At 72.0% G+C, this 22549-nt stretch carries 17 protein-coding genes and 2 pseudogenes; 10 read left to right on the top strand and 9 right to left on the bottom strand.

The window, feature by feature from the left end; genetic code table 11:
• Positions 1 to 799: 799 nt before the first annotated feature.
• Positions 800 to 1792 carry an AraC family transcriptional regulator gene (locus tag ACPU2J_RS04930; RefSeq protein ID WP_420081580.1) on the bottom strand — a complete coding sequence of 331 codons (993 nt, stop codon included), beginning with the start codon at positions 1790 to 1792 and terminating at the stop codon, positions 800 to 802.
• Between the two features lie 233 nt (positions 1793 to 2025).
• Between ACPU2J_RS04930 and ACPU2J_RS04925 the strand changes: the two genes are divergently transcribed.
• The 7 genes from ACPU2J_RS04925 (at position 2026) to ACPU2J_RS04895 (ending at position 8767) form a co-directional block, all read left to right on the top strand.
• The gene (locus ACPU2J_RS04925) at positions 2026 to 3003 is read left to right on the top strand and encodes an alpha/beta hydrolase (RefSeq protein ID WP_423832829.1); all 978 of its coding nucleotides are present in this window, start codon (positions 2026 to 2028) and stop codon (positions 3001 to 3003) included.
• Positions 2996 to 3718, top strand: a complete 723-nt coding sequence (locus ACPU2J_RS04920; protein ID WP_420081582.1) for a GPR1/FUN34/YaaH family transporter — start codon at positions 2996 to 2998, stop codon at positions 3716 to 3718. The genes ACPU2J_RS04925 and ACPU2J_RS04920 overlap by 8 nt, the downstream gene beginning before the upstream one ends.
• A 98-nt stretch (positions 3719 to 3816) precedes the next feature.
• The gene (locus tag ACPU2J_RS04915) at positions 3817 to 5715 is read left to right on the top strand and encodes an amidohydrolase (protein ID WP_420081583.1); all 1899 of its coding nucleotides are present in this window, start codon (positions 3817 to 3819) and stop codon (positions 5713 to 5715) included.
• A gap of 79 nt (positions 5716 to 5794) precedes the next feature.
• Positions 5795 to 6469, top strand: coding sequence for a hydrolase (locus tag ACPU2J_RS04910; protein ID WP_423832828.1), 675 nt, complete (start codon positions 5795 to 5797; stop codon positions 6467 to 6469).
• Positions 6470 to 6486: 17 nt separating this feature from the next.
• The gene (locus ACPU2J_RS04905; protein WP_423832827.1) at positions 6487 to 7014 is read left to right on the top strand and encodes a DoxX family protein; all 528 of its coding nucleotides are present in this window, start codon (positions 6487 to 6489) and stop codon (positions 7012 to 7014) included.
• A complete protein-coding gene (locus ACPU2J_RS04900; RefSeq protein WP_420081586.1) occupies positions 7014 to 7853 on the top strand; it encodes an alpha/beta hydrolase in 840 nt (279 codons plus the stop codon). The genes ACPU2J_RS04905 and ACPU2J_RS04900 overlap by 1 nt, the downstream gene beginning before the upstream one ends.
• Before the next feature lie 41 nt (positions 7854 to 7894).
• Positions 7895 to 8767, top strand: coding sequence for an alpha/beta hydrolase (locus ACPU2J_RS04895; RefSeq protein ID WP_423832826.1), 873 nt, complete (start codon positions 7895 to 7897; stop codon positions 8765 to 8767).
• 55 nt (positions 8768 to 8822) lie between these two features.
• On the opposite strand, the gene ACPU2J_RS04890 is transcribed toward ACPU2J_RS04895, so the two are convergent.
• The gene (locus tag ACPU2J_RS04890; RefSeq protein WP_423832825.1) at positions 8823 to 9854 is read right to left on the bottom strand and encodes a helix-turn-helix domain-containing protein; all 1032 of its coding nucleotides are present in this window, start codon (positions 9852 to 9854) and stop codon (positions 8823 to 8825) included.
• 139 nt (positions 9855 to 9993) lie between these two features.
• Between ACPU2J_RS04890 and ACPU2J_RS04885 the strand changes: the two genes are divergently transcribed.
• On the top strand, positions 9994 to 12750 hold the full coding sequence (locus ACPU2J_RS04885) for a helix-turn-helix transcriptional regulator (RefSeq protein WP_423832824.1): 2757 nt from the start codon (positions 9994 to 9996) through the stop codon (positions 12748 to 12750).
• A gap of 47 nt (positions 12751 to 12797) precedes the next feature.
• Here the strand turns inward: ACPU2J_RS04885 and ACPU2J_RS04880 are convergent, their stop codons facing one another.
• From ACPU2J_RS04880 to ACPU2J_RS04860, 5 genes and pseudogenes are all read right to left on the bottom strand, one after another.
• The gene (locus tag ACPU2J_RS04880) at positions 12798 to 13730 is read right to left on the bottom strand and encodes a ribosome-inactivating family protein (protein WP_420081590.1); all 933 of its coding nucleotides are present in this window, start codon (positions 13728 to 13730) and stop codon (positions 12798 to 12800) included.
• Between the two features lie 377 nt (positions 13731 to 14107).
• The gene (locus tag ACPU2J_RS04875; RefSeq protein ID WP_423832823.1) at positions 14108 to 15388 is read right to left on the bottom strand and encodes an ATP-binding protein; all 1281 of its coding nucleotides are present in this window, start codon (positions 15386 to 15388) and stop codon (positions 14108 to 14110) included.
• Between the two features lie 473 nt (positions 15389 to 15861).
• Complete coding sequence (locus tag ACPU2J_RS04870; protein WP_420081592.1) at positions 15862 to 16437, bottom strand: PAS domain-containing protein; 576 nt, start codon at positions 16435 to 16437, stop codon at positions 15862 to 15864.
• A 1027-nt stretch (positions 16438 to 17464) separates the two neighbouring features.
• A pseudogene (locus tag ACPU2J_RS04865) lies at positions 17465 to 18292 on the bottom strand (aldehyde dehydrogenase family protein); the annotation flags it as partial.
• Positions 18273 to 19492, bottom strand: a pseudogene (locus ACPU2J_RS04860) (GAF domain-containing protein); the annotation flags it as partial. The pseudogenes ACPU2J_RS04865 and ACPU2J_RS04860, both read right to left, overlap by 20 nt.
• Positions 19493 to 19685: 193 nt before the next feature.
• Between ACPU2J_RS04860 and ACPU2J_RS04855 the strand changes: the two are divergent.
• Positions 19686 to 19868 carry a hypothetical protein gene (locus ACPU2J_RS04855; protein ID WP_030845327.1) on the top strand — a complete coding sequence of 61 codons (183 nt, stop codon included), beginning with the start codon at positions 19686 to 19688 and terminating at the stop codon, positions 19866 to 19868.
• 121 nt (positions 19869 to 19989) lie between these two features.
• On the opposite strand, the gene ACPU2J_RS04850 is transcribed toward ACPU2J_RS04855, so the two are convergent.
• Complete coding sequence (locus ACPU2J_RS04850; RefSeq protein ID WP_420081593.1) at positions 19990 to 20787, bottom strand: hypothetical protein; 798 nt, start codon at positions 20785 to 20787, stop codon at positions 19990 to 19992.
• Positions 20788 to 20922: 135 nt separating this feature from the next.
• Here ACPU2J_RS04850 and ACPU2J_RS04845 point away from each other — a divergent pair, with 135 nt between their 5' ends.
• Positions 20923 to 21837 carry an oxygenase MpaB family protein gene (locus tag ACPU2J_RS04845; protein WP_420081594.1) on the top strand — a complete coding sequence of 305 codons (915 nt, stop codon included), beginning with the start codon at positions 20923 to 20925 and terminating at the stop codon, positions 21835 to 21837.
• A 51-nt stretch (positions 21838 to 21888) separates the two neighbouring features.
• On the opposite strand, the gene ACPU2J_RS04840 is transcribed toward ACPU2J_RS04845, so the two are convergent.
• Entirely contained in the window at positions 21889 to 22515 is a 627-nt protein-coding gene (locus tag ACPU2J_RS04840; RefSeq protein WP_423832822.1) for a class I SAM-dependent methyltransferase, read from the bottom strand.
• Between the last annotated feature and the right edge of the window lie 34 nt (positions 22516 to 22549).

Genomic DNA, 22549 nt, shown 5'->3' with positions numbered 1-22549 from the left:
GTTCCGCGTTCCACCCGCCGTCGGCACCCGTTGCGACCGGCGCCTGCTGCCGCCCGAGCGGTAGGCCGAGCGGCTCAACTCGCCCCTGCCGGAGCCGGGTAAACCGGAAACCAGCTACGGCCTTGGTCTTATGGGCGTGCGCGACTGGATCGGGCACACCGGCTAGATTCCCGGCTTCAACGCGACGCTCTTCTACCACCCGGGGCTGGACGCCACTGTGGTGGTGCTGGTCAACAGCGATGTCGCGTCGGGAGGATGCCCGCCTCAGATCCCCACCTTGGCGAAGAGCCGCCGCAACGGCCCGTGCGACGTACCGGCGAACCTGATCAGTGCCGCACTCGCGGACGCCCTTGGCAAGCCCATTCCGCCGCCGCCCACCCCCTGAGAACATCCTGCGAGGCGGCGCTGTTCCGCAGGGGCGCCGGCCGGGAATCTGGTCCGTGACTGGTCCGGAAGGAAGGGCTGAGCTGACCCCTTGGGTCGGTGCAGTGGTTTCACACCGGTCGGTGTCTGATCGCAAGAGAGCTCCCGGAGAGCAGTCTCCATTCAAGGAGCTCGACTTCGGGCTCCAGAAGAATCCGAGCTTCTTGGGGGAGTGGCTGACCAAAACGTTCTTCGTCTCCTGGTGGTACAGCAACTACACCTCTCCTGACCTGGTAAAAGGGCAATTGGCGCGGCTTGTTGGCGAGGGCTGGTCCGGAAACTGCCCGGATCTTGGGTCCTGGCGGTTTTGGGATGGAGGGCGTGGGGTGGGCTGGGAGGCTCCTGGCGGCCTCGCATCGGCACGGCACGGATACGGTCAAGGCCGGTCCTCCGGTACGGCGCGTGAGGCCTCCCCGGTTCGGTGGCGCCGCCATTCACGCGGTGTGACGCCGTACGTGGCCCGGAACCGACGGGTGAAGTGGCTGGGGCTGGTGAATCCGCAGCGCGCCGCCACTGCCGACACGGGGAGGCCGGCGTGCTGAGGAGAGGTCAGCAGGCGGCAGGCCGCTTCGAGTCGCTCGGATATGACCCACTGTTCGAGCCTGATGCCGGCTCGGCACAGGACCGCGTACAGCTGGCGTTTGGAGATCGCATGCTCGTGCGCAATGCGCTCCGGCGAGAGTTCCCGGTCGCTCAGATGGCGACGGGTGTAGGCCATGATCCTGCCGGCCAGGCAGTCGTCCATGACGGAGCGGACACGCTGGTCGTCCTCATCGTGGGCTGCCGATGTCAGGAGGGCCCGGACCAGGTCGGTGGTGGCGTTGCCGAGTGCGGCTGCGCCCGGGTCCTTCTCCAACCGCCCGGGGTCTCGCCGGAGGGTGCGCAGGTGTGCCAGGACCAGGTCGTGCAGCGGGCTGGTCCGCAGGCGCACGGAGGCCCTGGCTACGGTGTCCACCGGTACTCCGAGGTGCTCCATGTCGATGGTGACGGCCCAGGAGGAGCCCTCTCCGGACCAGCCGTAGCGGCGTGGAGTGAGCTCGTGGAAGACGCCGATGTCGTCCGCGCCCAGGACGTACCGTTCGCCCGCGTTCTCCGCTCTGTGGATGCCTGCGGTCTGGAGCGATACGGAGACCACGGGACGGTCGCGGTGGTGTCGCACGTGCCGGGCGGTCCGCCGGACCTCGAACCCCGTGCTGCGGACGTCGAAGAGGTCCAGGGAGCCTACCCGCCAGGTCTCGAACCGGGCGCGTATCCCCGTTCCGGGTGATTCGTGGACGACGTCGTTCGGTACCGAGGCGTCGTTCATCGCGTGGTGGAACGCGTCCGCCCGTTCCTCTGGTGCATAGGTGTCCAGATCCAGGAGCAGCACGAAATCCCACCTCCGTCAGGGTCCGTCGAGTGCCGTCGAGGTGATTGTGGGGGAGGTGCGCACGGCTCCGTTCAGGCTCTGCACGCAGGGGCCAGATCCGTGCACGCAGGGGCGACCCGCGCCGCTCGACAACGCCTAACTTTCGGAGCGGCTCCCGCAGTTCCGGTGCGGGATCCGTGTCCGGCGGATCCCCCGCCGCCGAGGCACGCCCGTTGCGAGTCAAAGGCAGGATCATGACCGACCAGCATCCGTTCACCCCCGTCACCCCGGTCCTGGAACCGGCCGCGGCCGAATTCGCCCAGGCCACGGCCAAGCCGCCGTTCCTCTTCGAGATCCCGCCCGCCGAAGGTCGCAAGGCCGTCGACGAGGTGCAGTCCGGCCCGGCCGACCTGCCCGCCGTGGACGAGCAGTGGGTGACCGTGTCCGGTGGCCCCACCGGTGAGGTCCGGGCACGGATCGTGCGCCCGGCCGGGGCCGCGGGCCCGCTCCCGGTCATCGTCTACATCCACGGCGCGGGCTGGGTGTTCGGCAATGCCCACACCCACGATCGCCTCGTGCGCGAGCTCGCCGTCGGGGCCGGGGCGGCCGTGGTGTTCCCCGAGTACGACCTGTCGCCCGAGCACCGCTACCCGGTGGCGATCGAGCAGAACTGGACCGTGGGTCGCTGGATCGTCACCGAGGGGGCCGCTCACGGTCTGGACGCCTCCCGGATCGCGGTGGCCGGTGACTCGGTCGGCGGGAACATGAGCGCCGCACTGACCCTGATGGCCAAGGAGCGCGGCGGCCTGCCGCTGGTCCAGCAGGTGCTGTTCTATCCGGTCACCGACGCCTCCTTCGACACCGGCTCGTACCACCAGTTCGCGGAGGGCTACTTCCTGCGCCGCGACGGCATGCAGTGGTTCTGGGACCAGTACACGACCGACGAGACCGAGCGGGCCCAGGTCACCGCCTCCCCGCTGCGCGCCGGCACCGAGCAGCTGGCCGGTCTGCCCCCGGCCCTGGTCATCACCGCCGAGGCCGATGTCCTGCGCGACGAGGGCGAGGCCTACGCCAACAAGCTCCGCGCCGCCGGAGTACCCGTCACGGCCGTCCGCTACCAGGGCATCATCCACGACTTCGTGATGCTCAACGCCCTGCGCGGCACCCACGCCGCCCAGTCGGCCATCGACCTCGCCATCGGCACGCTCCGACGAGCCCTGGCCGATGCCTGAACCGACAGGGCAGGCGGCCGCCGCAGACGATCCGCTCGGCGGCGGCCGGCGCTTCGAGCCCGACCTGCGTGGGATGACGCGGATCAACCTGCGGCCGATCGCCTCCCCGATGCCGCTCGGCTTCTACGCCGTGGCCATTGCCTCGGTGATCGTCGGGTGTTTCCAGCTGGACGTCTTCGAGGAGGGGGCCCGCCGGGCGGTAGGCCTGGCGGTCTTGCCCGCGTTCGTCCTACAACTGCTGGTGAGTTGGTTCGCGTTCGGCGCCCGCGACGTGGTGGCGGCCACGCTGATGGCCTGCTTCTCCGGCCTGTGGCTGGCGTCCTCGCTGACCCTGGTGCTGGACCCGCCGGGCGGGACGCGCGTCCTGGGCGTGCTCAACGCCGTGTTCGCGCTGTTCGCCGCGCTGATGGCTTCGGTGGCCGGCCGCAAGCGGGCCCTGTGGCTCGTGCTGTGTACGGCCGTGCCACGGTTCGCCGTGGCGGCACTCGCCCATCTCACCGGCGTCGCCTGGCTCGGCACCGTCTCCGGGCTGCTCGGTCTGTTGCTCGCCGCCGTCGCCCTGTACACGGCGTTCGCGCTGATGCTGGAGGACATGCGCGGCGAGGAGGTCCTGCCGATCGGCCGCAGCGGCCCGGCGCACCACGCCGTCGAGGGCGACCTGTCCGTCCAGCTCCGCAACCTCGAACGCCAGGCCGGCGTACGGCGCACCCTCTGACCCCGGCCGTCCGGCCACTCGCAGCCGGCCTTCATCGGCCCGGCCCGTACGCACCGGCCTCCGACCTCTGACGTCGTGACGCATCGAAAGCGAGCACCATGACCAGCATGCCCGTCGGCGGGATCACGCCCGCCCACGGTTCACCGGACGGGGGACACGCCGACCTCGTCCTGCGCAACGGCAAGATACACACCCAGGACCCGGCCCGGCCGACCGCGACGGCGCTCGCCGTGCGCGGCGGCCGGATCACCGCCCTGGGCGACGACGGCGACATCGCCGGATCCGTCGGGCCCGGAACCCGGGTCGTGGACGCGCTCGGCCGCCGGGTCGTGCCCGGGCTCAACGACTCGCACCTGCACGTCATCCGCGGCGGCCTGAACTACGTACTGGAACTGCGCTGGGACGGCGTGCCGTCGCTGCGCCAGGCCCTGGCCATGCTCCGCGAGCAGGCCGGGCGTACCCCGCGGGGCCAGTGGATCCGGGTCGTGGGCGGCTGGACGGCGGACCAGTTCACCGAGCGCCGGATACCGACGCCGGCCGAGCTGACCGCCGCGGCACCGGACACCCCCGTGTTCGTGCTGCACCTCTACCAGTCCGCGATCCTCAACCGCGCCGCCGTACGAGCCGCCGGCTTCACTCGGAACACCCCGGACCCGAGGGGCGGGCAGATCGTCCGGGACCGCGAAGGCCACCCCAACGGGCTGCTCCTCGCTTCGCCCAGCGCTCTCGTCCTGTACTCCACGCTGGCCAAGGCGCCGACCCTCGACGAGAGCGACAAGCGGGTCTCCACCCGGCACTTCCTGCGCGAGCTGAACCGCTTCGGCCTGACCTCCGCCGTGGACGCGGCGGGCGGGTTCCAGAACTTCCCCGAGAACTACGCCACCGTCACCGAACTGGCCCGGGCCGGCGAGCTCAGCGTCCGCATCGGCTACCACCTCTTCCCGCAGACCGCCGGCCAGGAGCTGGCCGACCTGCGCCGCTGGGCCGAGACCGTCCGCCCCGGCGACGGAGACGCCTGGCTGCGCCTCAACGGCGCCGGGGAGAACCTGACCTGGGCGGCCGCCGACTTCGAGAACTTCTCCGAGCCGCGGCCGGATCTCGCGGACGGCTACGAGGGCGAGTTCGAGCAGGCGGTACGGCTGCTGATGGAGCACGGCTGGGGCTTCCGGCTGCACGCCACCTACGACGAGACGATCCGCCGGGACCTGGCCGTCTTCGAGAAACTCGCCGCCGAGGGGCTGTTCCCGGCGGGCCGGCGCTGGCTGTTCGACCATGCCGAGACCGTCTCGCCGGACAGCCTGGAGAGGATCGCCGCCCTCGGCGGCGGCATCTCGGTCCAGAACCGGATGTCCTTCCAGGGGCGCGCCTTCGCCGAACGGTACGGGGCGATGGCCGCCGGCACAGCCCCGCCGATCGTGGACATGCTGCGCGCCGGGATTCCCCTCGCCGCAGGTACCGACGCCACCCGCGTCTCCTCCTACAACCCCTGGGTGGCACTGCACTGGCTGGTCACCGGCCGTACCGTCGGCAACCTGCCCCTTCGCCCCGCCGAGCAACTCGTGTCCCGTGAACAGGCACTGGAGCTGTACACGGCGGGCGGGGCGCGGCTCACCGGGGAGGAGGCGGACAAAGGGGTCCTCGCGGAGGGCCGGTTCGCGGACTTCGCCGTCCTCTCGCACGACTACCTCACCGTGCCGGCCGGGGACATCCCGCACATCGAGTCCGTCCTGACGGTGACCGGCGGGCGGATCGTCTACGCCGCCGACACCTACGAGGGCCTGGACGAGGCGCTGCCGCCCGTCAGCCCCGCCTGGAGCCCGGTCGCCCACTACGGCGGCTACCAGGCAACTCTTGCGCCCTCGGCGGCCGGTGCCCGCCAGGCCGACCTGCTGACGGAGGCCGCCGCCGAATCCGAGCGGCACCGCCAGTGGCGCATCGCCCGCGGATTCGCCCCGGGGGAGCCCCCGCCGGTCTTCGACCCCTGCTTCGCGCTCTGACCCGAAGACATCCCCGAAGCCCCTCCTTTTCGCCCTCATATCGGCACGCCCGTGCCGATCACCACCGGAAGGAATCTCCATGACCGACTTCGCACTCGACCTCGACGCCGTCCATGCCGCCCCGAGCCCGGACCTGATCACCCCCGACAACGCGATGATGCTGTTCGTCGACCACCAGCCGCAGATGTTCTTCGGCGCCGCCAGCACCGACCGCGTGTCCGTCATCAACGCGACCGTGGGTCTGGCCAAGGCCGCCAAGGTCTTCGACGTCCCCGTCGTGCTGTCCACCGTGGCGGCCGAGTCGTTCTCCGGACCGATCCTGCCGCAGCTGCGCGAGGTCTTCCCCAAGCACGAGATAGTCGACCGCACCTCGATGAACGCCTGGGAGGACACCGCGCTGGTCGAGGCCGTGAAGGCCACCGGTCGAAGCAAGATCATCCTGTCCGGGCTGTGGACCGAGGTCTGTCTGGTCCTGCCCGCCCTCTCCGCGCTCAACCAGGGCTACGAGGTCTACGTCGTCGCAGACGCCTCGGCCGGCGTGACCCCGGCCGCCCACGAGCACGCCATGCAGCGGATGACGGCCGCCGGCGCCGTCCCCGTCACCTGGCTCCAGGTACTGCTGGAGCTCCAGCGGGACTGGGCCCGCACCGAGACGTACGCCGCGACCACCGACGTGGTCAAGGAGCACGGCGGTGCCTACGGGCTGGGCGTGGTCTACGCCCACACCATGATCGCCCCGCACGCGGCCGGCTGAGCGGCGGGACCGACACCATGGACACCGGTCTGCTGATCCTCCGCCTGTTGGCGGGCCTGCTGATCGCCGGACACGGCGTGCAGAAGGTCAGCTTCCGACTGGGCGGCAGTGGGCTGGCGGGCGGTACCGAGGAGTTCCGGCACGACGGCTTCCGCGGCGGGGCGCTCACCGCCCTCGCCGCGGGAGCCGGTCAGATCGGATCCGGCCTCCTGCTCGCCGTCGGCGCACTCACCCCGCTCGCCGCCGCCGGGGCGATCGGCGTGATGACCGTCGCCCTCACCGTGAAATGGCCCAACGGCCTGTGGGTGCAGAAGGACGGCTACGAGTATCCCTTGGTGCTCGTCGTCATCGCCGCCGTCCTGGCGCTCACCGGTCCCGGACGCCACTCCCTCGACCGGGCCCTGGGGCTTCTGCCCTGGCCCTCCTGGCTTGCTCTGGCCGCCGTGACCGGCGGAGTGTTCGCCGGAATGGCGACCCGCGCCCTGCTGCACCGCCCTCTGCCCACACCCGCCGCCTTCCCCCCAGCCGAAAGGAACCGCCCCTGATGACCACACGCCCCTTCCTCTCCCGGCGCGCCGCTCTGGCCGGAGCCGCCGCCACGGGAGCCGGACTGCTTGCCTCCTCGGCGGCCCCCGCCGCGGCCGCCGGTACCGCGACCGCATCCGTCCCGGACGGCACCAGGGCGACCATCGTCCTCGTGCACGGTGCGTTCGCCGACGCCGCCAGTTGGAACCCGGTGACCGAGCGCCTCCTGCGCTGCGGGCACCAAGTGATCGCAGCGCCCAACCCGCTGCGCGGTCTGGCCCACGACGCCGCCCAGGTCGCCGCCCGCCTCGCCGCCGTACCCGGCCCGGTAGTCCTGGTCGGCCACTCGTACGGTGGGGCGGTCATCACCGAGGCCGCTGCCGCGGTCGGCAACGTCGGGGCCCTGGTGTACATCGCGGCGTTCATGCCCGACGCAGGGGAGGTCTTGGGCGAGCTCGCAGGGCGCTTCCCCGGCTCCCAGCTGGAAGCGGCCCTCACCCCGGTCGCGGTCCCCGGCCCCGACGACAGCCCGGCCGCCGACCTGTACATCCGGTCCGACCGGTTCCGTGAGGTCTTCGCCCAGGACGTCCCCACTTCCGATACCCGGATCCTGGCGGTGGCCCAACGCCCGCTCACCGCAGCGGCGTTCACCGACCGATGCACCGCCGCGGCCTGGCGCACGCTGCCGTCCTGGGCACTGATCTCCGGCAAGGACCGGGGGATCGTCCCGGAACTCCAGCGCTTCCAGGCCCGGCGGGCGGGATCCCGCACCACCGAGGTCGCTTCCTCCCACCTGCCCATGTACAGCAGGCCCGATGCCGTCGTGTCGGTCATCCGGGCCGCCGCCCGGACCGTCTGACCCCGCGGGTCCTCCCGATCCCACCCCACCGAGGAGACAGCATGAGCAACCCCCCGTCCGGCCCTTCCTACGCGCGGGACCTCGCCCAGATCGAACGGGCGAACACCACCGGCCGCATTCCCGCCCTGTTCATCCACGGCCTGTGGCTGCTTCCCACCAGCTGGGACAGGTGGGCAGCTGTGTTCGAGGACGCCGGCTTCGCTCCGGTCCTGGCGGGCTGGCCGGACGACCCGGAGACGGTCGAGGAAGCCAACGCCCACCCGGAGGTGTTCGCCGGCAAGAGCGTCGGGCAGGTCGCCGACCACTTCTGCGACCTGATCGGCAAGCTGGAGCGCAAGCCCGTCGTCGTCGGCCACTCCTTCGGCGGACTGATCACCCAGATCACCGCCGGACGGGGGCTCTCACGGGCATCCGTCGCCATCGACCCGGCCCCGTTCCGCGGCGTCCTGCCGCTCCCGCTGTCGTCCCTGCGCGCCGCAAGCGCGGTCCTCGGCAACCCGGCGAACTACCACCGTGCCGTACCGCTGACCTACGACCAGTTCCGCTACTCCTTCGCGAACGCCGTACCCGAGGAGGAGGCCCGCGAGCTGTACGACACCTTCGCGGTCCCCGCCTCCGGCGAGCCCCTGTTCCAGGCGGCCGCGGCCAACGTCAACCCGTGGACGGAGGTCAAGGTGGACACCGGTGCCGCCGACCGCGGGCCCCTGCTGATCATGTCGGGAGAGAAGGACAACACCGTCCCCTGGGCCATTGCCAACGCCTCGTACAAGAAGCAGGCGCAGAACGAGCACGCCGTCACCGAGATCACCGAGATGCCCGGCCGCGGTCACGCCCTCACCATCGACCACGGCTGGCGCGAGGTCGCCGACACCGCACTCGCCTTCGTCCAGCGGTTCGTCGAGCCCAGCGCGTGACGGCCCCGCCAGGTTGACAGGCCTGCCTGCCACCGCCGAGGCAGAGACCGGCTGCTCAGTGCGGGCGCGCGTGCAGTTTCCGCCATTCGTGCGGCGCCATGCCGTAGGTCTGGCGGAAGGCGCGGCTGAAGTGGCTCGCGCTGACGAACCCCCACCGGTTGGCGACGGCAGCGATCGTCGGCGACGCCGGGCCGGGACGGGTCAGTTCGCGGCGGGACTCCTCCAGGCGGCGGTGCCGGATCCACGTGCCCACGGTCGTGCCTTCCTGAGCGAAGAGCCGGTGCAGGTAGCGGACCGAGATGTGATGAGCGGCCGCGATCGATGCCGGAGAGAGCTCCGGATCCGCGAGCCGGTCATCGATGTGGGCACGCACGCCGGCCACCAGCTCGCCCGCCGTGGTGGACCGGGGGAATGCCTGCGGGGCCGCCAGGGCGACCAGAGCTTCCACGAGGGATCCCGCGATCCAGGTACCGGTCCCGGGCCGCAGCCTCGTCATGGTCTCGGCCAGGCCGGTCAGCAGGGGGGCGACAGTCCGGCCCGCCTCATCGGCCGACCCGGACAGGACGCGCTCGTCCGACAGCGGAAGGAACCGGCGCGGCGCGAGCAACAGGTGAAGCCGTCCCCGCTCCGGAAACTCGAGGCTGAAGGGGTGGTCGAGGAGCAGGAAGGCGACGTCCGCCGGCGCCAGGCACGTCCTACGGCCCCTCTGGACCAGGATGCTGGTGCCCGAGACCTGTACCGCGATGGCGAGGACCGCACCGCCGGGGTACCGCCGCACGCCGGCCGGAGCGGCTGCCCATCGGATGAGGTGCGCATCTGCGTCGAGCGTCACCATGCGCAGGTGCCCTTGCTCGCTGACGGCCAACTGCGCCGAAAAGGAGGCGCGATCCCGGGGCGACACCGCCGCCGGGCCAACGGCACGGCGCAACTCCTCGGACCAAAGGTCGACGCGGTCCCGTCCCGCGAATCCGACGGTCCCGAGTGCCGTGCCGGCCCGGGCGCCCTGCACCGCGAGGCGCCGGTTCCGATCCGCTCGGGAGGAGTCCCTGCCGGGGATCTGTGATCGTTCTTGTGTCTTCCAGGGCATGACCGCAGCGTGCCGGGTGCCGGGCTGCCCTCGTATCCTGGAAAACCCCCAGTCTCCGGGCGATGTCTTCCCGCGGCGCTGGGGAAGGGACTGACGGGCCGGCCCCGGTCCCGAGGATCGGCGAGGTATTTTCGACCTCATGATCATTAAGGGGCGGCGGTCGGAATGCGCCGAGTTGGAGCGACTGCTCGACGACGTCCGGACCGGCATGAGCGGTGTCCTCGTGCTGCGGGGCGATGCCGGTATCGGCAAGACCACGCTGTTGGACCACGCGGTCCGCTCCGCCTCGCCGCTGCGCGTGACCCGCCTGGCCGGTGTGGAAGCGGAGCAGGAGCTCGGCTTCGCCGCCGCGCACCGACTGCTCCTTCCGTTCCTGGACCGACGCGCAGTCCTTCCCGGCCCCCAACTCGCCGCACTGGAGACGGCTTTCGGCATGGCGGCAGGAACCGCCCCCGACCGCTTCCTCGTGGGACTGGCCGTCCTGACCCTCATCGCCGGTGCCGCCCGCCGGCAACCGCTGCTGGTGGTATGTGACGACGCCCAATGGCTGGACCGCGAATCCCTCGACGTCCTGGCCTTCGTCGGGCGCCGCCTGCACGCCGACGGCATCGCCCTGCTGTTCGCGCTGCGCGACGAGCCGGACTCCGCTGCCGTTCTGCAAGGTCTGCCAGAGCTTCCGATACCGGGTCTGGCGGACACCGATGCCCGCGCTCTGCTCGCCGAACACGTCGACCCCACGACAGACCTCCTGCTGCGGGACCGGATCATCGCCGAAGCCGCGGGCAACCCGCTCGCGATCCGCGAGCTCGCCCGCGGCGCCGGTTCCCTCCGGCCGAGCGCAGCCGGCAGACCGCTGCCGGTCAGCCGCAGCCTGGAGACCAGGTTCCTGGAGCGGTTCCGGCTGCTCCCGGACCTGGCCCGCAGCGCCGTGCTGACCGCCGCCGCGGACGCCACCGGCGACCTCGACCTGGTACGCCGTGCGCTGCACCGTCAGGTACGTTCCGCGCCCGACGAGATCGACGCCGCCTTCGAGGAGGCAGAGCGGGCTGACGTACTGGTCCCCGGTACTTACGGCTCGGGCCTCCTGTTCCGGCACCCCCTCATCCGGTCCGCCGTGTACGCAGGAGCGGGCCGCGCCGAGCGTCGCGCTGCCCATGCCGCCCTGGCCGCCGTGACCGACCCGCTCGCCGACCCCTGCAGACACGCCTGGCATCTGGCCTCGGCCGCCGACGGCCCCGACGCTCGGGTGGCCGACGAGCTGCACGCCTGCGCCGAACGCGCCAAGGACAACGGCGGCTACCTCGCCAGGGCGGCGTTCCTCCACCGCGCGGCCGAGCTCACCGAGGACACGGCCACGGGCTCCGCCCGCCTGCTGGAGGCCTGCGCCGCGGCCCTCACGGGCGGCGCCCCGCACCGGGCCGAGGAACTCCTCACGCAGCTGGCGCCTGCCCCCGAGCCGTTGGCCGCGCACGCCGATCGCCTGCGCGGCCTGGTACACCTGATGCTGGGCAAGGAGGGCGCCGTAGGACTGCTGCACAACGCCGCACTCGCCCTGTCCTCCCACGACCCGCGGGGCTGTCGCGACAGCCTGCTCGAGGCCGTCGACGCGGCCATGGTCGTCCCCCGCATCGGTCCGGGCACGAGCATGGCCCGCGTAGCCCGGACCGCGCTGGAGATGCGAGACCGGCGCACCGGACCCCCAGAGCCGTCCGCCGATCCGGCCGACCTCCTCCTGGAGGGCCACGCCCGGCTCGCGGCCGTCGGCCACACCGAGGCGGTACCCGTACTGAAGGCGGCGCTCACCGCCATGAGGGCACCGGGCGCCGAACACGGCGGGGCCGTCCGCTGGAGCCTGCTCGGCATGCTCGCCGCGATCGAGACGTGGGACATAGACGCACTGTCCGAGTGCGGACGGCGCTACGCCGACGCCGCCCGCTCGCACGGCGCCCTGCGGATGCTGCAGATCGCCTCGCACGCCAACGCCACCGCAGAGGTCTTCCGCGGTGACCTGGCGACCGCCCAGCTGCACTTCGCCGAATTCAAGGACGTCGCCGACGCGACCGGCGCGGATTCCCGTCTGTCGCACCCCACCGACGCCATGCTGCACGGCTGGCGCGGCGACGAGGCAGCCACCCTGGCCGCCGTACGGGCCCAGCTGGAGCTGTACCCCGAACGGCCCGGCGGCGTCCCGGTGCAACTGGTGCGGGCTGCCGACGTGGTGCTCAGGCTGGGCCAAGGTCGCTACGCCGAGGCGCAGGCGGCAGCCGGCCCGGTCCTTGACGAACCGCCCCCTCACGGCGGCGGCCTCGTCCTGCCCGGACTCGTCGAAGCAGCCGTCCGCAACCACGACACCGGCACCGCCCAACGAGCCCTGGACCGGCTCACGGAGCGCGCCGAGGCCTGCCGCACACCCTGGGCCCTCGGGCTGCTCGCACGCAGTCGTGCCGTCATGGCGGTCGGCGCCGAAGCCGATGCCCTCTTCCGTGACGCCGCGGCTCACCTCGACCCGACTCCGCTCGGTACGGAGAAGGCCCACACCCACCTCCTCCACGGGGAGTGGCTCAGAAGGCGCCGACGCCGTGGTGAGGCCCGGGTCCACCTGCGCGCCGCCCATGAAGCCTTCACCCGGATGGGGGCGACCGCGTTCGCGGAACGGGCCCGCCTGGAGCTGCGGGCCACGGGTGAACACTCCCGGCGGCGGAGTACTCCCGCACCCGCGGACCTCACGCCCCAGGAGACACGGATCGCGCGGATGGCCGCCGACGGGGCCACCAACCAGGAGATCGCCACCCATCTCTTCCTCAGCGCGAGCACCGTTGAGTACCACCTCGCCAAGGTCTTCAGGAAGCTTGGGGTCGCCTCCCGCAGAAGCCTGAGAAGCTCCCTGCCCGGGTGATCCGTTCCCTCGGCCCGGCCCGGCCGCGGGGCCGGGGCCGACGGCCGTCAGGTGCCGCTGTTGGCGATCGAAAGGTACCGGCGCACGTTGTCGAGTCCGTAGTAGTTGCCCACCCCCGGCAGGTAGGGCGGATTGTCATCCACCCGGGGGTCCAGCAGGCGCCGCCAGTAGCCGGAGAGCGCACCCCAGGCGTTCTCCAGGGCTATCTGCCAGCCCGGCAAGGGGCGCTGCTCGTACGTGGCCATTGCCGTCCGGAAGGAGCCCTCGATGTCGTGGAACCGGGCCGCCTCCGACACCAGATGGATCATCAGCATGAGAGATCGGGCACTGTCCAGGCGACCCGCTCCCGACGGGTTGGCAACCGTGGCCAACTGCAGGATGGACGCCTGGACGTCGATGTAGCCCACCAGCATCCGATCCCGGCCTCGCTGTGCGGCGTTCTCCAGCGCGCCGTAGCCGCCGCCGAAGTTCAGCTGGATGGGATCGCGCGATATCCCGGCAGCCTGGATCTCCTGGCCGCGGGTGTTGCGCATGCGCCAGCGCAGGGTGGTGTCGTTGCTGCCGACCCGGCCGGTGTCGTTGAACTCGTACGTCCGGCCGTCGTGCGTGGTGAAGCCGAGAATATACATGTTGGTCGGGTTCATCCACAGGTGAATGCGCCGCTCCTGGTTGTGGTCGTTGCGCGCGGTCAGGGTCACCCAGATCAGGCCGACGCCCTCGTGCTGTGTCAGCATGACTTCGGCCGGGCCCGCATGGCCCGCGGCGTCCCGGACGCTCTGCAGGAAATACGAGTAGCTGTCACGCAGCCCGATGCCCGGCGGTGCCCACAGGTTCACGTACACGCGCCGGGCCTGGAACGGCCCCGTATCCGCACGGGCTGCACCGACCGGCCCGAGCAAGGTCAGCAGCAGGGCCGTCAAGGCGGCCAGGGCGGTGACGGCGACTGACCTCGCCCAGGTCCTGGCCATCGCAATCCTCATCAAGCGTCTCCTGTCCGTATGCCGCAACGGGTCGGCAAGAGGGCAGGGCCGGACCGCGGCATGGGTTCACATGGAGGTTGTGATGCTAGGCAAGAGCCAGGGCATGCAGTCGTCCGAGAGCGACAGACTCTGGTCCGTCCGCGACCCCGGCTCGTGGCCCGTGCCAGGTCCGGGAAACCGGACCGAATCCCCGTCTGACTGCGCGATGTACTCGTCGATCGCTCAAGGTGTGTGGAAGGCCGCGGGAGACGGCAACACCCGCTCCGGAATCCGCCGTCGGAGGCTTTCTTGAGGACCTCGACCTTGTCGCGGATCCGGTCGACGGCGGCGTCGTCGCGGAAGGCATCCTGGTCGGGTTCGCGGCGTGTGCCTCGACGTCACATGCGCACGTACTCCTCGGTGTCCTCGGCGAAGTCTTTCAGTGCCTGGTCGGTGAGTGTGGGCCGGGTCTGGGCTATGGCCTGCAGGTAGTCCTGCGTGCCGATCGGGATGCCTTTGCGCTGAGCGACCTCGCGTTCGAAGGCGGTGGCGGCCCCCTTGCGAGCGGCGAACTCTATGTCGGCCGGCGTGAACATTGCGCTTGCCTCCACCAAACGGTGCAGGTCGACCTGGGCGGCGGCGGGTCCGAGGTAGCGCCGCCAGATGGCCGAACGGGCCTCGGGATCCGGCGGACCGACGGGGATGACGTAGTCGAAGCGGCCGGGCCGAAGGAACGCCGGGTCGAGGGAGCGGACGGAGTTCGTGGCGCAGATCAGGAGGCGGTCGTCGTGGTCGCGGAAGCCGGGGATCAGCTTGAGCAGTTCGTTGGTGACTCCGTGACTGGGGTCGACAGCCGTACCGGACCGGACGGAGGCGATCTCCTCGACCTCGTCGATGAAGAGCAACACCGTCTCCAGTTCGGCCAGTTCCGTGAACACCTCCCGCAGCGAGGTCGCCAGCCCTCCCTCGTGGGACGAGGCAAGCCGGGAGGGGAAGAGTTCCACGAAGGGCCACCGCAGCCGCGAGGCGACCGCTCTGGCGAAGCTGGTCTTGCCCGTGCCCGGCGGTCCGAAGAGGATGACCGCCTTCGGCGGCCTCACTCCGTACTGCTCGGCCAGCACGGACTGTGCCAGCGGTAGCACGATCCGCCGCTCGATGGCCTCTTTCTCCCGCTCCATTCCGGCGAGGCTGTCCCACAGACCCTCCGGAAGCATCCTTCCCCCGAGTTCCGCCAGGAGGCCGGCGTCGCTTGCACCGAGGTGTTCGACCTTCTCGTAGAAGACGAGCCCGGCCCGGGGGCGGTATCCGGAATTCTCCAACGCTGCGGTTCCCGTCGCCCCCGGCGCGAGAAGCGCGCCGATCCGGCGGGCTCCCAGCGACCGCAGGCGCCGTTCAAGCTCGGCGATCAAGGAACTCCCGATTCCGCGGTTGCGCCACGTCCCGGCCAGAGCCACCACCATGATCCAACCCCGCTCGCCACAGGCCTGCGCCACGGCGACACCCACCAGCTCGCCGCCGACCACCGCCACCACGGCGGGTCCTCCGGCCCTGGCTGCGGTCACGACTTCCGAAACGGGGAAGACGGCAGGGGCCTCGTCCGCTTGCTGGTTCTGGTCCCAGATCTGGATGGCGCGGTCCAGGTCGTCGTCGTGGAAGTCCCGCAGTCGCCACGTCGGCATCGCAACCACCCTCGTGAAGGAGCCGGGGCCACCGCTGTTCCGCAGGGCAGAGAGCACGGTGCTCCCGGCAACGGATCCATGCCTCATTCTCCGCGTGCCTGCCACTCGTGCGCGCGTCGACCGATTCTGCATGGAGGAGCCGCTGGCGACGGCAGGCTGTCACATACGCCCGCCTGCGTCGCAAGGGCGCACAGAGCCCGCTGCAGCGTGTCGCGTGACTGCTGTGCGCAATGGTCGTCACGCCTTGTGCGTGAACGGTTCGGATAGGTCACGGACCCCGGCCGAGGGGCGTCCGATTGAGCTCCGTCGGGCGGCGCTGCGTTTCTGCTTGTTTCGATGTCAGGCGGGGCGGGTGTGATGTGGACGCTGATGCCGCTGTCGTCGGGGTAGAGCTGGAAGAGGAGTGGCTGGTGCGGGGAGCGCGCGGCGGTGAACGAGGTGGGCCGGCGGGTGAGCACCGCGGCTCGGTAGCTTTACTCGCTGACCGGTGCGTGCAGCCATGGCAGTGCTTCCCAGGGCCGACGGCCCGTGAGTGAGGCGGCATCGGCGCCCACGAGTTCGGCGCCTGCGGAGTTGATGAAGGTGAGCCGGCCTTCGAGGTCCAGTGCGCAGCAGGCCATGGGAAGGCGTTCGGTGAAACCGAGCGCCGCCATGGCCTGTTCGGGGTCCGAGTCCTCGGGCGATACCGGCAGGTAGCGGGCCTCCCCGGGAGGCAGCAGCGGGTCCCCCTGGGAGGCAGCCTGCTCCAGAAGAAGTGCCGTTCGCCGGCAGCAGGCGATGACGGCCTCACGCTGCTGCGTGCTCAGGTGCGCGGGGTGTCCGACGGGCCACAGCAGCGCAAGGCCGCCCCACGCCCGGGTGCCGGTGATGAAGGGAGCCGCGGCCAGCGCGAAGTCGTACGGCAGGACGAGGCCCAGCTGCGGGTAGCGGCGGGCCACCTCTTCTCCGCTGTCCAGCCAGATCGGACACCGTTGACGCATGGCGTCCGTGACCGGGGTCGAGGAGTCCAGCGAGGCTCGGGACCACGGCGCGGCGATCTGCCGGGACACGCCGGACAGCAGAGTCAGCCACAGCAGCCGTTCCCCGGGCGGCAGCAGGGTAGAGCAGGCCGGCCGACGCGCCGGTCTCGCGCATGACGTCGGTCATGAGAGCTTCCACCTGCTCCATACCGGCGCCGAGTCCTGGACTGCGGAACGACGACTGCATGATCTCTACCCGGTCCTCACGGCGACCGGCGTGGCCGTGTACGCGAAGTGGCGCCCACCCTCCGCCACCTCCGCGCCGACATCCGACCCCGCTCCGCACGCCGCACAGGCCTGGGCCGGTGCCTGACGCCCGGCTTGTCGGTTGTGTGGCTCTCGCCAACCGCCCCGCGACCTTCCGCAGGCCCACCGCCCCTGCCACGGTTCACCACGCGGTGCGCACTCACCAAGAGGGCTTCTGTCCTCGCGATGTGGCGGAGTGCTGTCCCTCGGCATCTTCGAGTCACCGTCCGCAGTCGGCCATGCCGACGACCCGAAAGGTGAGAATTCCACCGGATATCACCCACATGGAAACACCATGCCCGGGTGGCCGAGGCGGCCCACTCGTCGACATCGGCATGCCCTCCGCAGCTTCCGCGCCATGCAGAGTGGGTGAGGCCCTTCAGCGCCGGTCGGCCGGCCCGTCGCTTTCGAGGTGTGTCCAGGGTGGCTGGGGCGTCTCGGGCGCCGGAGTGGCGTCCGTGACCGCCCCCGACTGCTGGGAAGGCCTGGCGTGGATGCCACGGGTGTGGAATGCGAAGAACGCGCAGGACGCACCTCCCCCGGAGCGCGGAGTGGCGCCGCGCACCGACTCGGCACGGCACGTCGGTGGCGTCGCCAAATGGCTCGGGGGCATCGCCTTTCACCCCGTCCCCACGGGTGGGGCCCGGCTTCTCTGATCCTCGGGCGGGAGCCTGGTCCGTGACTGGTCCGGGAGGCGCGACCGAGTGACTGACTTCGGCACCTAGTGCGATGGACCTGTGGCTATGGGTGACACTCCGAGACTTCTTTCAGAAGGGTAACTTCCCTTCCGGGAAATCGACTTGGCGCTCAAGAAGAACCCAACTGCCTTCGGCGAATAGCTGCAGTAAACGTTCTTCGCCTGCTGGTAGTGCTCCAGCATCATCTTGTGGGTCTCCCGCCCGATGCCGGACTGCTTGTAGCCGCCGAAGGCGGCGTGGGCCGGGTAGGCGTGGTAGCGGTTCGTCCAGACGCGGCCCGCCTGGATCGCGCGGCCGGCGCGGTACGCCGTGTTGAGGTCGCGGGTCCAGACGCCCGCGCCCAGCCCGTACGCCGTGTCGTTGGCGATGCGGACGGCGTCGTCGAAGTCCTCGAAGGAGGTCACCGACACCACGGGGCCGAAGATCTCCTCCTGGAAGACCCGCATGCGGTTGTCGCCCTCGAAGACGGTCGGCTGGACGTAGAAGCCGCCCGCCAGTTCGCCGCCCAGGTCCTGCCTGTGGCCGCCCGTGAGGATCTTCGCCCCCTCCCGCTGCCCGATCTCCACGTACGACAGGACCTTCTTCAGCGGTTCCTCCGAGGCCTGCGCCCCGATCATGGTGTCCGTGTCCAACGGATGCCCCGGCACGATGAGTTCGGTGCGCGCCACCGCCGCGTCGAGGAAGTCCCCGTACCGGCCGCGCTCGACGAGGGCGCGCGACGGGCTGGTGCAGACCTCGCCCTGGTTGAGGGCGAACATCGCGAAGCCCTCCAGCGCCTTGTCACGCAGGTCGTCGTCCGTCGTCCAGATGTCGTCGAAGAAGAGGTTGGGGCTCTTGCCGCCCAGCTCCAGGGTGACCGGCTTGAGGTGCTCGGCCGCGTACTGCATGATCAGGCGGCCGGTGGCGGTCTCCCCGGTGAAGGCGATCGCGGGCCAGCGCGGCCGAGCGCGGCGGCAGCGCCGCGGCCAGCGCCCGCCACACCTCCACGTCGTCCGCGCCCCAGGGCCCGCAGACCCAGTCGCCGAGCAGTCCCGGGTCCGCGCGGGCGATGACGGCGGCCCGCGCCTGGTCCTCGATCAGACGGCGCAGCCGGACCACCCCCGGCGCCGTCGAGGCGGGCAGCAGCGGCCCCGGGTAGTGCTCCAGGGCGGCCGACACGGCCCCCGCCGCCAGCTGCCGGATGACGGCCGTGAAGTCCGCCGCCGACGGGACGGCCGTCCGGTAGGGGCGGGAGAGCAGGACGCCCGCCCCAGCAGCCCGCGCAGCCGCGCCATCTCCGCGCGCAGGGTGACCGGGCGGACCGACTCGTCCTCGTACAGGGCGATCGACAGCTCCTCGCCCGACAGGCCCCCCGGGTGGTGCGCGAGCAGCACCATGATCTCGCTGTGCCGCCTCCCGAGCCGGAACCGCCGGCCCCCGGCCGTCAGCAGCGCCTCGTCCCGGCCGAGCGCGGTCAGGGTGGCGCCGGGGCCGGCGGGCACCGGGGCCAGGAGCGCGAGCTGGGCCTCCGCCGCCCGGGCCACGGCCTGGACGAACGCGAGCGAATGGGGGTGGGCCGGACCGTCGCCCCCGGTGATGTCCACCGCGCCGAGCACCCGGCCCGTCCGGGGGTCGCGGACCGGGGCCGCCGCGCAGGTCCACGGATGGACCCGGCGGCTGAAGTGCTCGGCGCCGAAGATCTGCACGGGCTGCCCGAGCGCGAACGCCGTCCCGGGGGCGTTGGTGCCCATGGCCGTCTCCGCCCAGCGCGCGCCCGGGACGAAGCCGAGGTCGTCGGCGCGCCGCAGCGTGCCCGGTTCGCCCTCCACCCACAGGAGGCTGCCGCGCGCGTCGCACACGGCCAGCACGTGGGAGCCGTGCGCGGCGAAGGCCCCGACCAGGTCGCGGATCAGGGGCATGACCCGGGACAGCGGGTGCTCCTCCCGGTACGCGCGCAGGTCCGCCTCCCCGAGCGCGGTGTCCGGCGCGCACTCCGGGCTCAGCCGGGACCGGGCGCACCGCCGCCAGGACCGCGCCACCACGGACCGGACCTGGCCCTCCATCCGACCGTCAGCGGTGAACGCGGCGTGCGCCCGGCGCAGTTCGCGCGTGCGCACCACCGGATCGGCCCCGCCCGGCAGAGCCACCGACGGATCGTCCATGCCGTCCTCCCCGTGCTGCCGTGCTGCCGTGCCGCGGTGCCCCGGAGCGCCCCGTGGTGGTGGCGGTGACGGGTGGCGGCAAGGGGTGCACCGGCCGGAAAACGCGGGGGCGGGGCGCCGGGGTGGCGGGAACGCGGGGTCGGGGTGGAGCGTTGAGGGGGTAGTGGTCGACGGCAGGAGGAGGTGTCCGCAGATGTCCAACAGCGGAAAGGTCGCGGTTGCCGGGGTCGTGGCAGCCATCGTGTTGTTCTGGGCCGTGGGGTTCTGGGCGGGTCTGCTGGTGCTGATCGGGGTGCCGGCCGCGGCCTACCTCCTGCTGGACTCCTCGCAGCGCCGCCGGGTGCGCGGGCTGTCCAGGAAGCAGATCGGCCGCTGACGTCGGGCACCCCCGTGGTGGCGCGCTGACGTGCCCGGCCCGCGGGGGCGGTTGGAGCAAGAGCGCCCGGGAGAGGGGCGGGGCGTCCTCCACGACCCGCCCCGCACCGCCGCGCCACCGCTCACGACGGGCGGACCGCTACCCCGTCCAGCGCGGTCAGCAGATCCCCGAGCTCCGGCAGCCCGGGCAGGTCCGGCACGCCGTCCCGCGGGACGGACAGCACCTCGCCCGGCTCCTCGTCCAGCAGCACGAAGGCGGCCTCACCGGTGCGGGCCACCAGGGACCAGCCCGGCCCGTCCACGCGCAGGGTCCGAGCCCCCTCGCCGGCGAAGGAGGAACGCACCCGGCCGGGAGGCGGCGGGGTGCGTGTGTACCCGACGGCCTCCTCCAGGGCGCGGGCCATCCCCGGGTGCGCGGCGGCGGCCGCCCCGCCGTCCGTCGCCACCCGCTCGCGCCAGTCGGCCCACTCCCGGGCGATCTGGTCGGCCCCCAGACGCCGCTGCACGGGCCCCCAGGCCTCGGCGGACGGCGGCGCCAGCGGGACCCGGCCCGTACCGTCCGCGCCCTGCTCGGGATCGTGCGGCTCTGGGATCCCCGGCGCGGCGACCGACAGCTCCACCGGCCAGCCCGCGAGGGAGACCACGATCGTCCGCTCGTCGGGGGACAGGTCGTACTCCATCCCGCAGTCCCAGGAGGCGATGGCGGCGGCCACGAGCGAGACGTCGTCCACGACGACCGTCCAGCGCGCGCCCTCCTCGTCCTGCCCCAGCACCAGCCCGTACCCCTCGGCGGTGGGCGGCACGCCCAGCAGGGAGCAGGCCTCGGGGAAGTCGTCGCCCAGGAACCCCGGGAACTGGGCGGGAGTCAACAGCACGGCGGTCAGCACGTACAGCGAGCCGCCACCCTCGTCGTCGGACACCGGACCTCCCGCTCGCTCTCTCGTCGGCGCACCTTAACTACTCGGTAACCCGCCCGTCGAGAGCCCGCGGGCCACGATTTCCAAGGCCGCTACCTGCACGTAGAGTTGGGAGCCCGCCACAGAAAGGTAGACCCGGTGCAGCGTTACGACCGGCTGAAGGAGATCCTCCGGCTCGACCCCGACCAGGACTTCCTCGCCATCTACCGGCTCACCGCCACCTACGAGTTCCCCTGGGACTTCACCCGCGCCCTGGAGCTCGCCCTCTTCCGGACGTACGCCGTCCCGAGCATCGGGCGTCTGCTCTCCGAGACCGCCGAGTTCACCGAGCGGTCCCAGAAGCGCTACGACGACACCGCGCTCCTGCTCGACGCCGTCGTCGAGCACGGCTTCGAGAGCGACACCGCGCGCACCGCCATCCGCCGCGTCAACCGGATGCACCGCAGCTACGACATCTCCGACGAGGACATGCGCTACGTCCTGTGCACCTTCGTGGTGATCCCCTCGCGCTGGCTGGACGCGTACGGCTGGCGCCCGATGACCCACCACGAGCGCCGGGCCTCGGCGAACTACTACGCCACTCTCGGCCGGCACCTGGGCATCCCGGACATCCCGGGCTCCTACGAGGAGTTCGAGTCCACCCTCGACGCCTACGAGGCGGCCCACTTCGGCTGGGACGCGGGCTCCCGGGCGGTCGCCGACGCCACCCTCGACCTGATGGCGTCCTGGTACCCGGCGCCCCTCGCACCCGCCGTGCGCCGCGCGGGCGTCGCCCTGCTCGACGACCCGCTGGTCGACGCCTTCCGCTACCCGGCCCCCGCTCCCGCGCTGCGCGCGGCGGTACGGGGAGCGCTGCGGCTGCGGGGCCGCGCGGTCCGGCTGCTGCCCCCGCGCCGGGCTCCCCACTACGCCCGCCAGAACCCCGAGATCAAGGGCTATCCCGACGGCTACGACGTGGGCGAGCTCGGCACCTTCCCCGTGCCGGGTGCGGGCGGCTGCCCCGTCCCGCACCCGCGCCGGCCCACCGGAGCCGGGGCGCAGCCCCCGGCCTGATCCCGGGCACCCTGGCGCCGCCGGGCGCGGTGGCGGCGTACCGGTGTGCTCTCAGCCGCGCCCGGACCGGGGCGGGCGGGTGGCCAGGACCAGGAAACGGTGCTCCTCGTCGGCGTAGGAGGTCATCTCCCAGCCGGAAGAGGCGAGGAGCGGGCGGAGGTTGTGCTCGGCCCGCAGGTCCTCGGGGGTCGGCTCGCGTCCGTGGCGGGCGGCCAGGGCCGCGCGGCCGACCGGGTGGAAGAGCGCGAGCTGGCCGCCGGGCCGGACCACACGGGCGAGCTCCCGCAGGTTCGCCTCCGGCTGCGGCAGGTGGGCGATGAGTCCGGCCGCGAACACCGCGTCCAGTGCCCCGTCGCGCAGCGGCAGCCGGGCCACGTCCGCGAGCAGCAGGGCTCCGTCGGCGGCCCGGCCGGCCCGCTGTGCGGCGGCCAGCATCTGCGGGGTGAGGTCCACCCCGAGCACGCTTCCGGCGGGGCCCACGGCGGCCCGCAGGGCGGTCATGGCGCGTCCGGTGCCGCATCCCGCGTCGAGCACCCGGTCGCCGGGCCGCAGGCCGCACGCGGCCACGGCGGTCGCGAAGGCGGGACCGTCCTCGGCGAACCTGCGGTCCCAGTCGGCGGCACGTGCCCCGAAGAACTCCTGCACGTGTTCCCGCTCTGCTGTCCGGTCTTCGCTCATGGGGTCATGATCCCCCACGGCGGCCCGCACGGGT

The sequence above is a fragment of the Streptomyces manipurensis genome (assembly GCF_049570255.1).
Taxonomy (GTDB): Bacteria; Actinomycetota; Actinomycetes; order Streptomycetales; family Streptomycetaceae; genus Streptomyces; species Streptomyces manipurensis.
This window is presented reverse-complemented; position numbering and strand designations above follow the sequence as displayed.

Bases quoted from the DNA above. Each gene is read 5' to 3' on its own strand.
- ACPU2J_RS04840 (WP_423832822.1), bottom strand. From the start codon at position 22,515: ATGAGCGAAGACCGGACAGCAGAGCGGGAACACGTGCAGGAGTTCTTC.
- ACPU2J_RS04880 (WP_420081590.1), bottom strand. From the start codon at position 13,730: ATGAGGATTGCGATGGCCAGGACCTGGGCGAGGTCAGTCGCCGTCACC.
- ACPU2J_RS04890 (WP_423832825.1), bottom strand. From the start codon at position 9,854: ATGCCCTGGAAGACACAAGAACGATCACAGATCCCCGGCAGGGACTCC.
- ACPU2J_RS04925 (WP_423832829.1), top strand. From the start codon at position 2,026: ATGACCGACCAGCATCCGTTCACCCCCGTCACCCCGGTCCTGGAACCG.
- ACPU2J_RS04915 (WP_420081583.1), top strand. From the start codon at position 3,817: ATGACCAGCATGCCCGTCGGCGGGATCACGCCCGCCCACGGTTCACCG.
- ACPU2J_RS04895 (WP_423832826.1), top strand. From the start codon at position 7,895: ATGAGCAACCCCCCGTCCGGCCCTTCCTACGCGCGGGACCTCGCCCAG.
- ACPU2J_RS04900 (WP_420081586.1), top strand. From the start codon at position 7,014: ATGACCACACGCCCCTTCCTCTCCCGGCGCGCCGCTCTGGCCGGAGCC.
- ACPU2J_RS04905 (WP_423832827.1), top strand. From the start codon at position 6,487: ATGGACACCGGTCTGCTGATCCTCCGCCTGTTGGCGGGCCTGCTGATC.
- ACPU2J_RS04885 (WP_423832824.1), top strand. From the start codon at position 9,994: ATGATCATTAAGGGGCGGCGGTCGGAATGCGCCGAGTTGGAGCGACTG.
- ACPU2J_RS04920 (WP_420081582.1), top strand. From the start codon at position 2,996: ATGCCTGAACCGACAGGGCAGGCGGCCGCCGCAGACGATCCGCTCGGC.
- ACPU2J_RS04910 (WP_423832828.1), top strand. From the start codon at position 5,795: ATGACCGACTTCGCACTCGACCTCGACGCCGTCCATGCCGCCCCGAGC.
- ACPU2J_RS04875 (WP_423832823.1), bottom strand. From the start codon at position 15,388: ATGCCGACGTGGCGACTGCGGGACTTCCACGACGACGACCTGGACCGC.
- ACPU2J_RS04855 (WP_030845327.1), top strand. From the start codon at position 19,686: ATGTCCAACAGCGGAAAGGTCGCGGTTGCCGGGGTCGTGGCAGCCATC.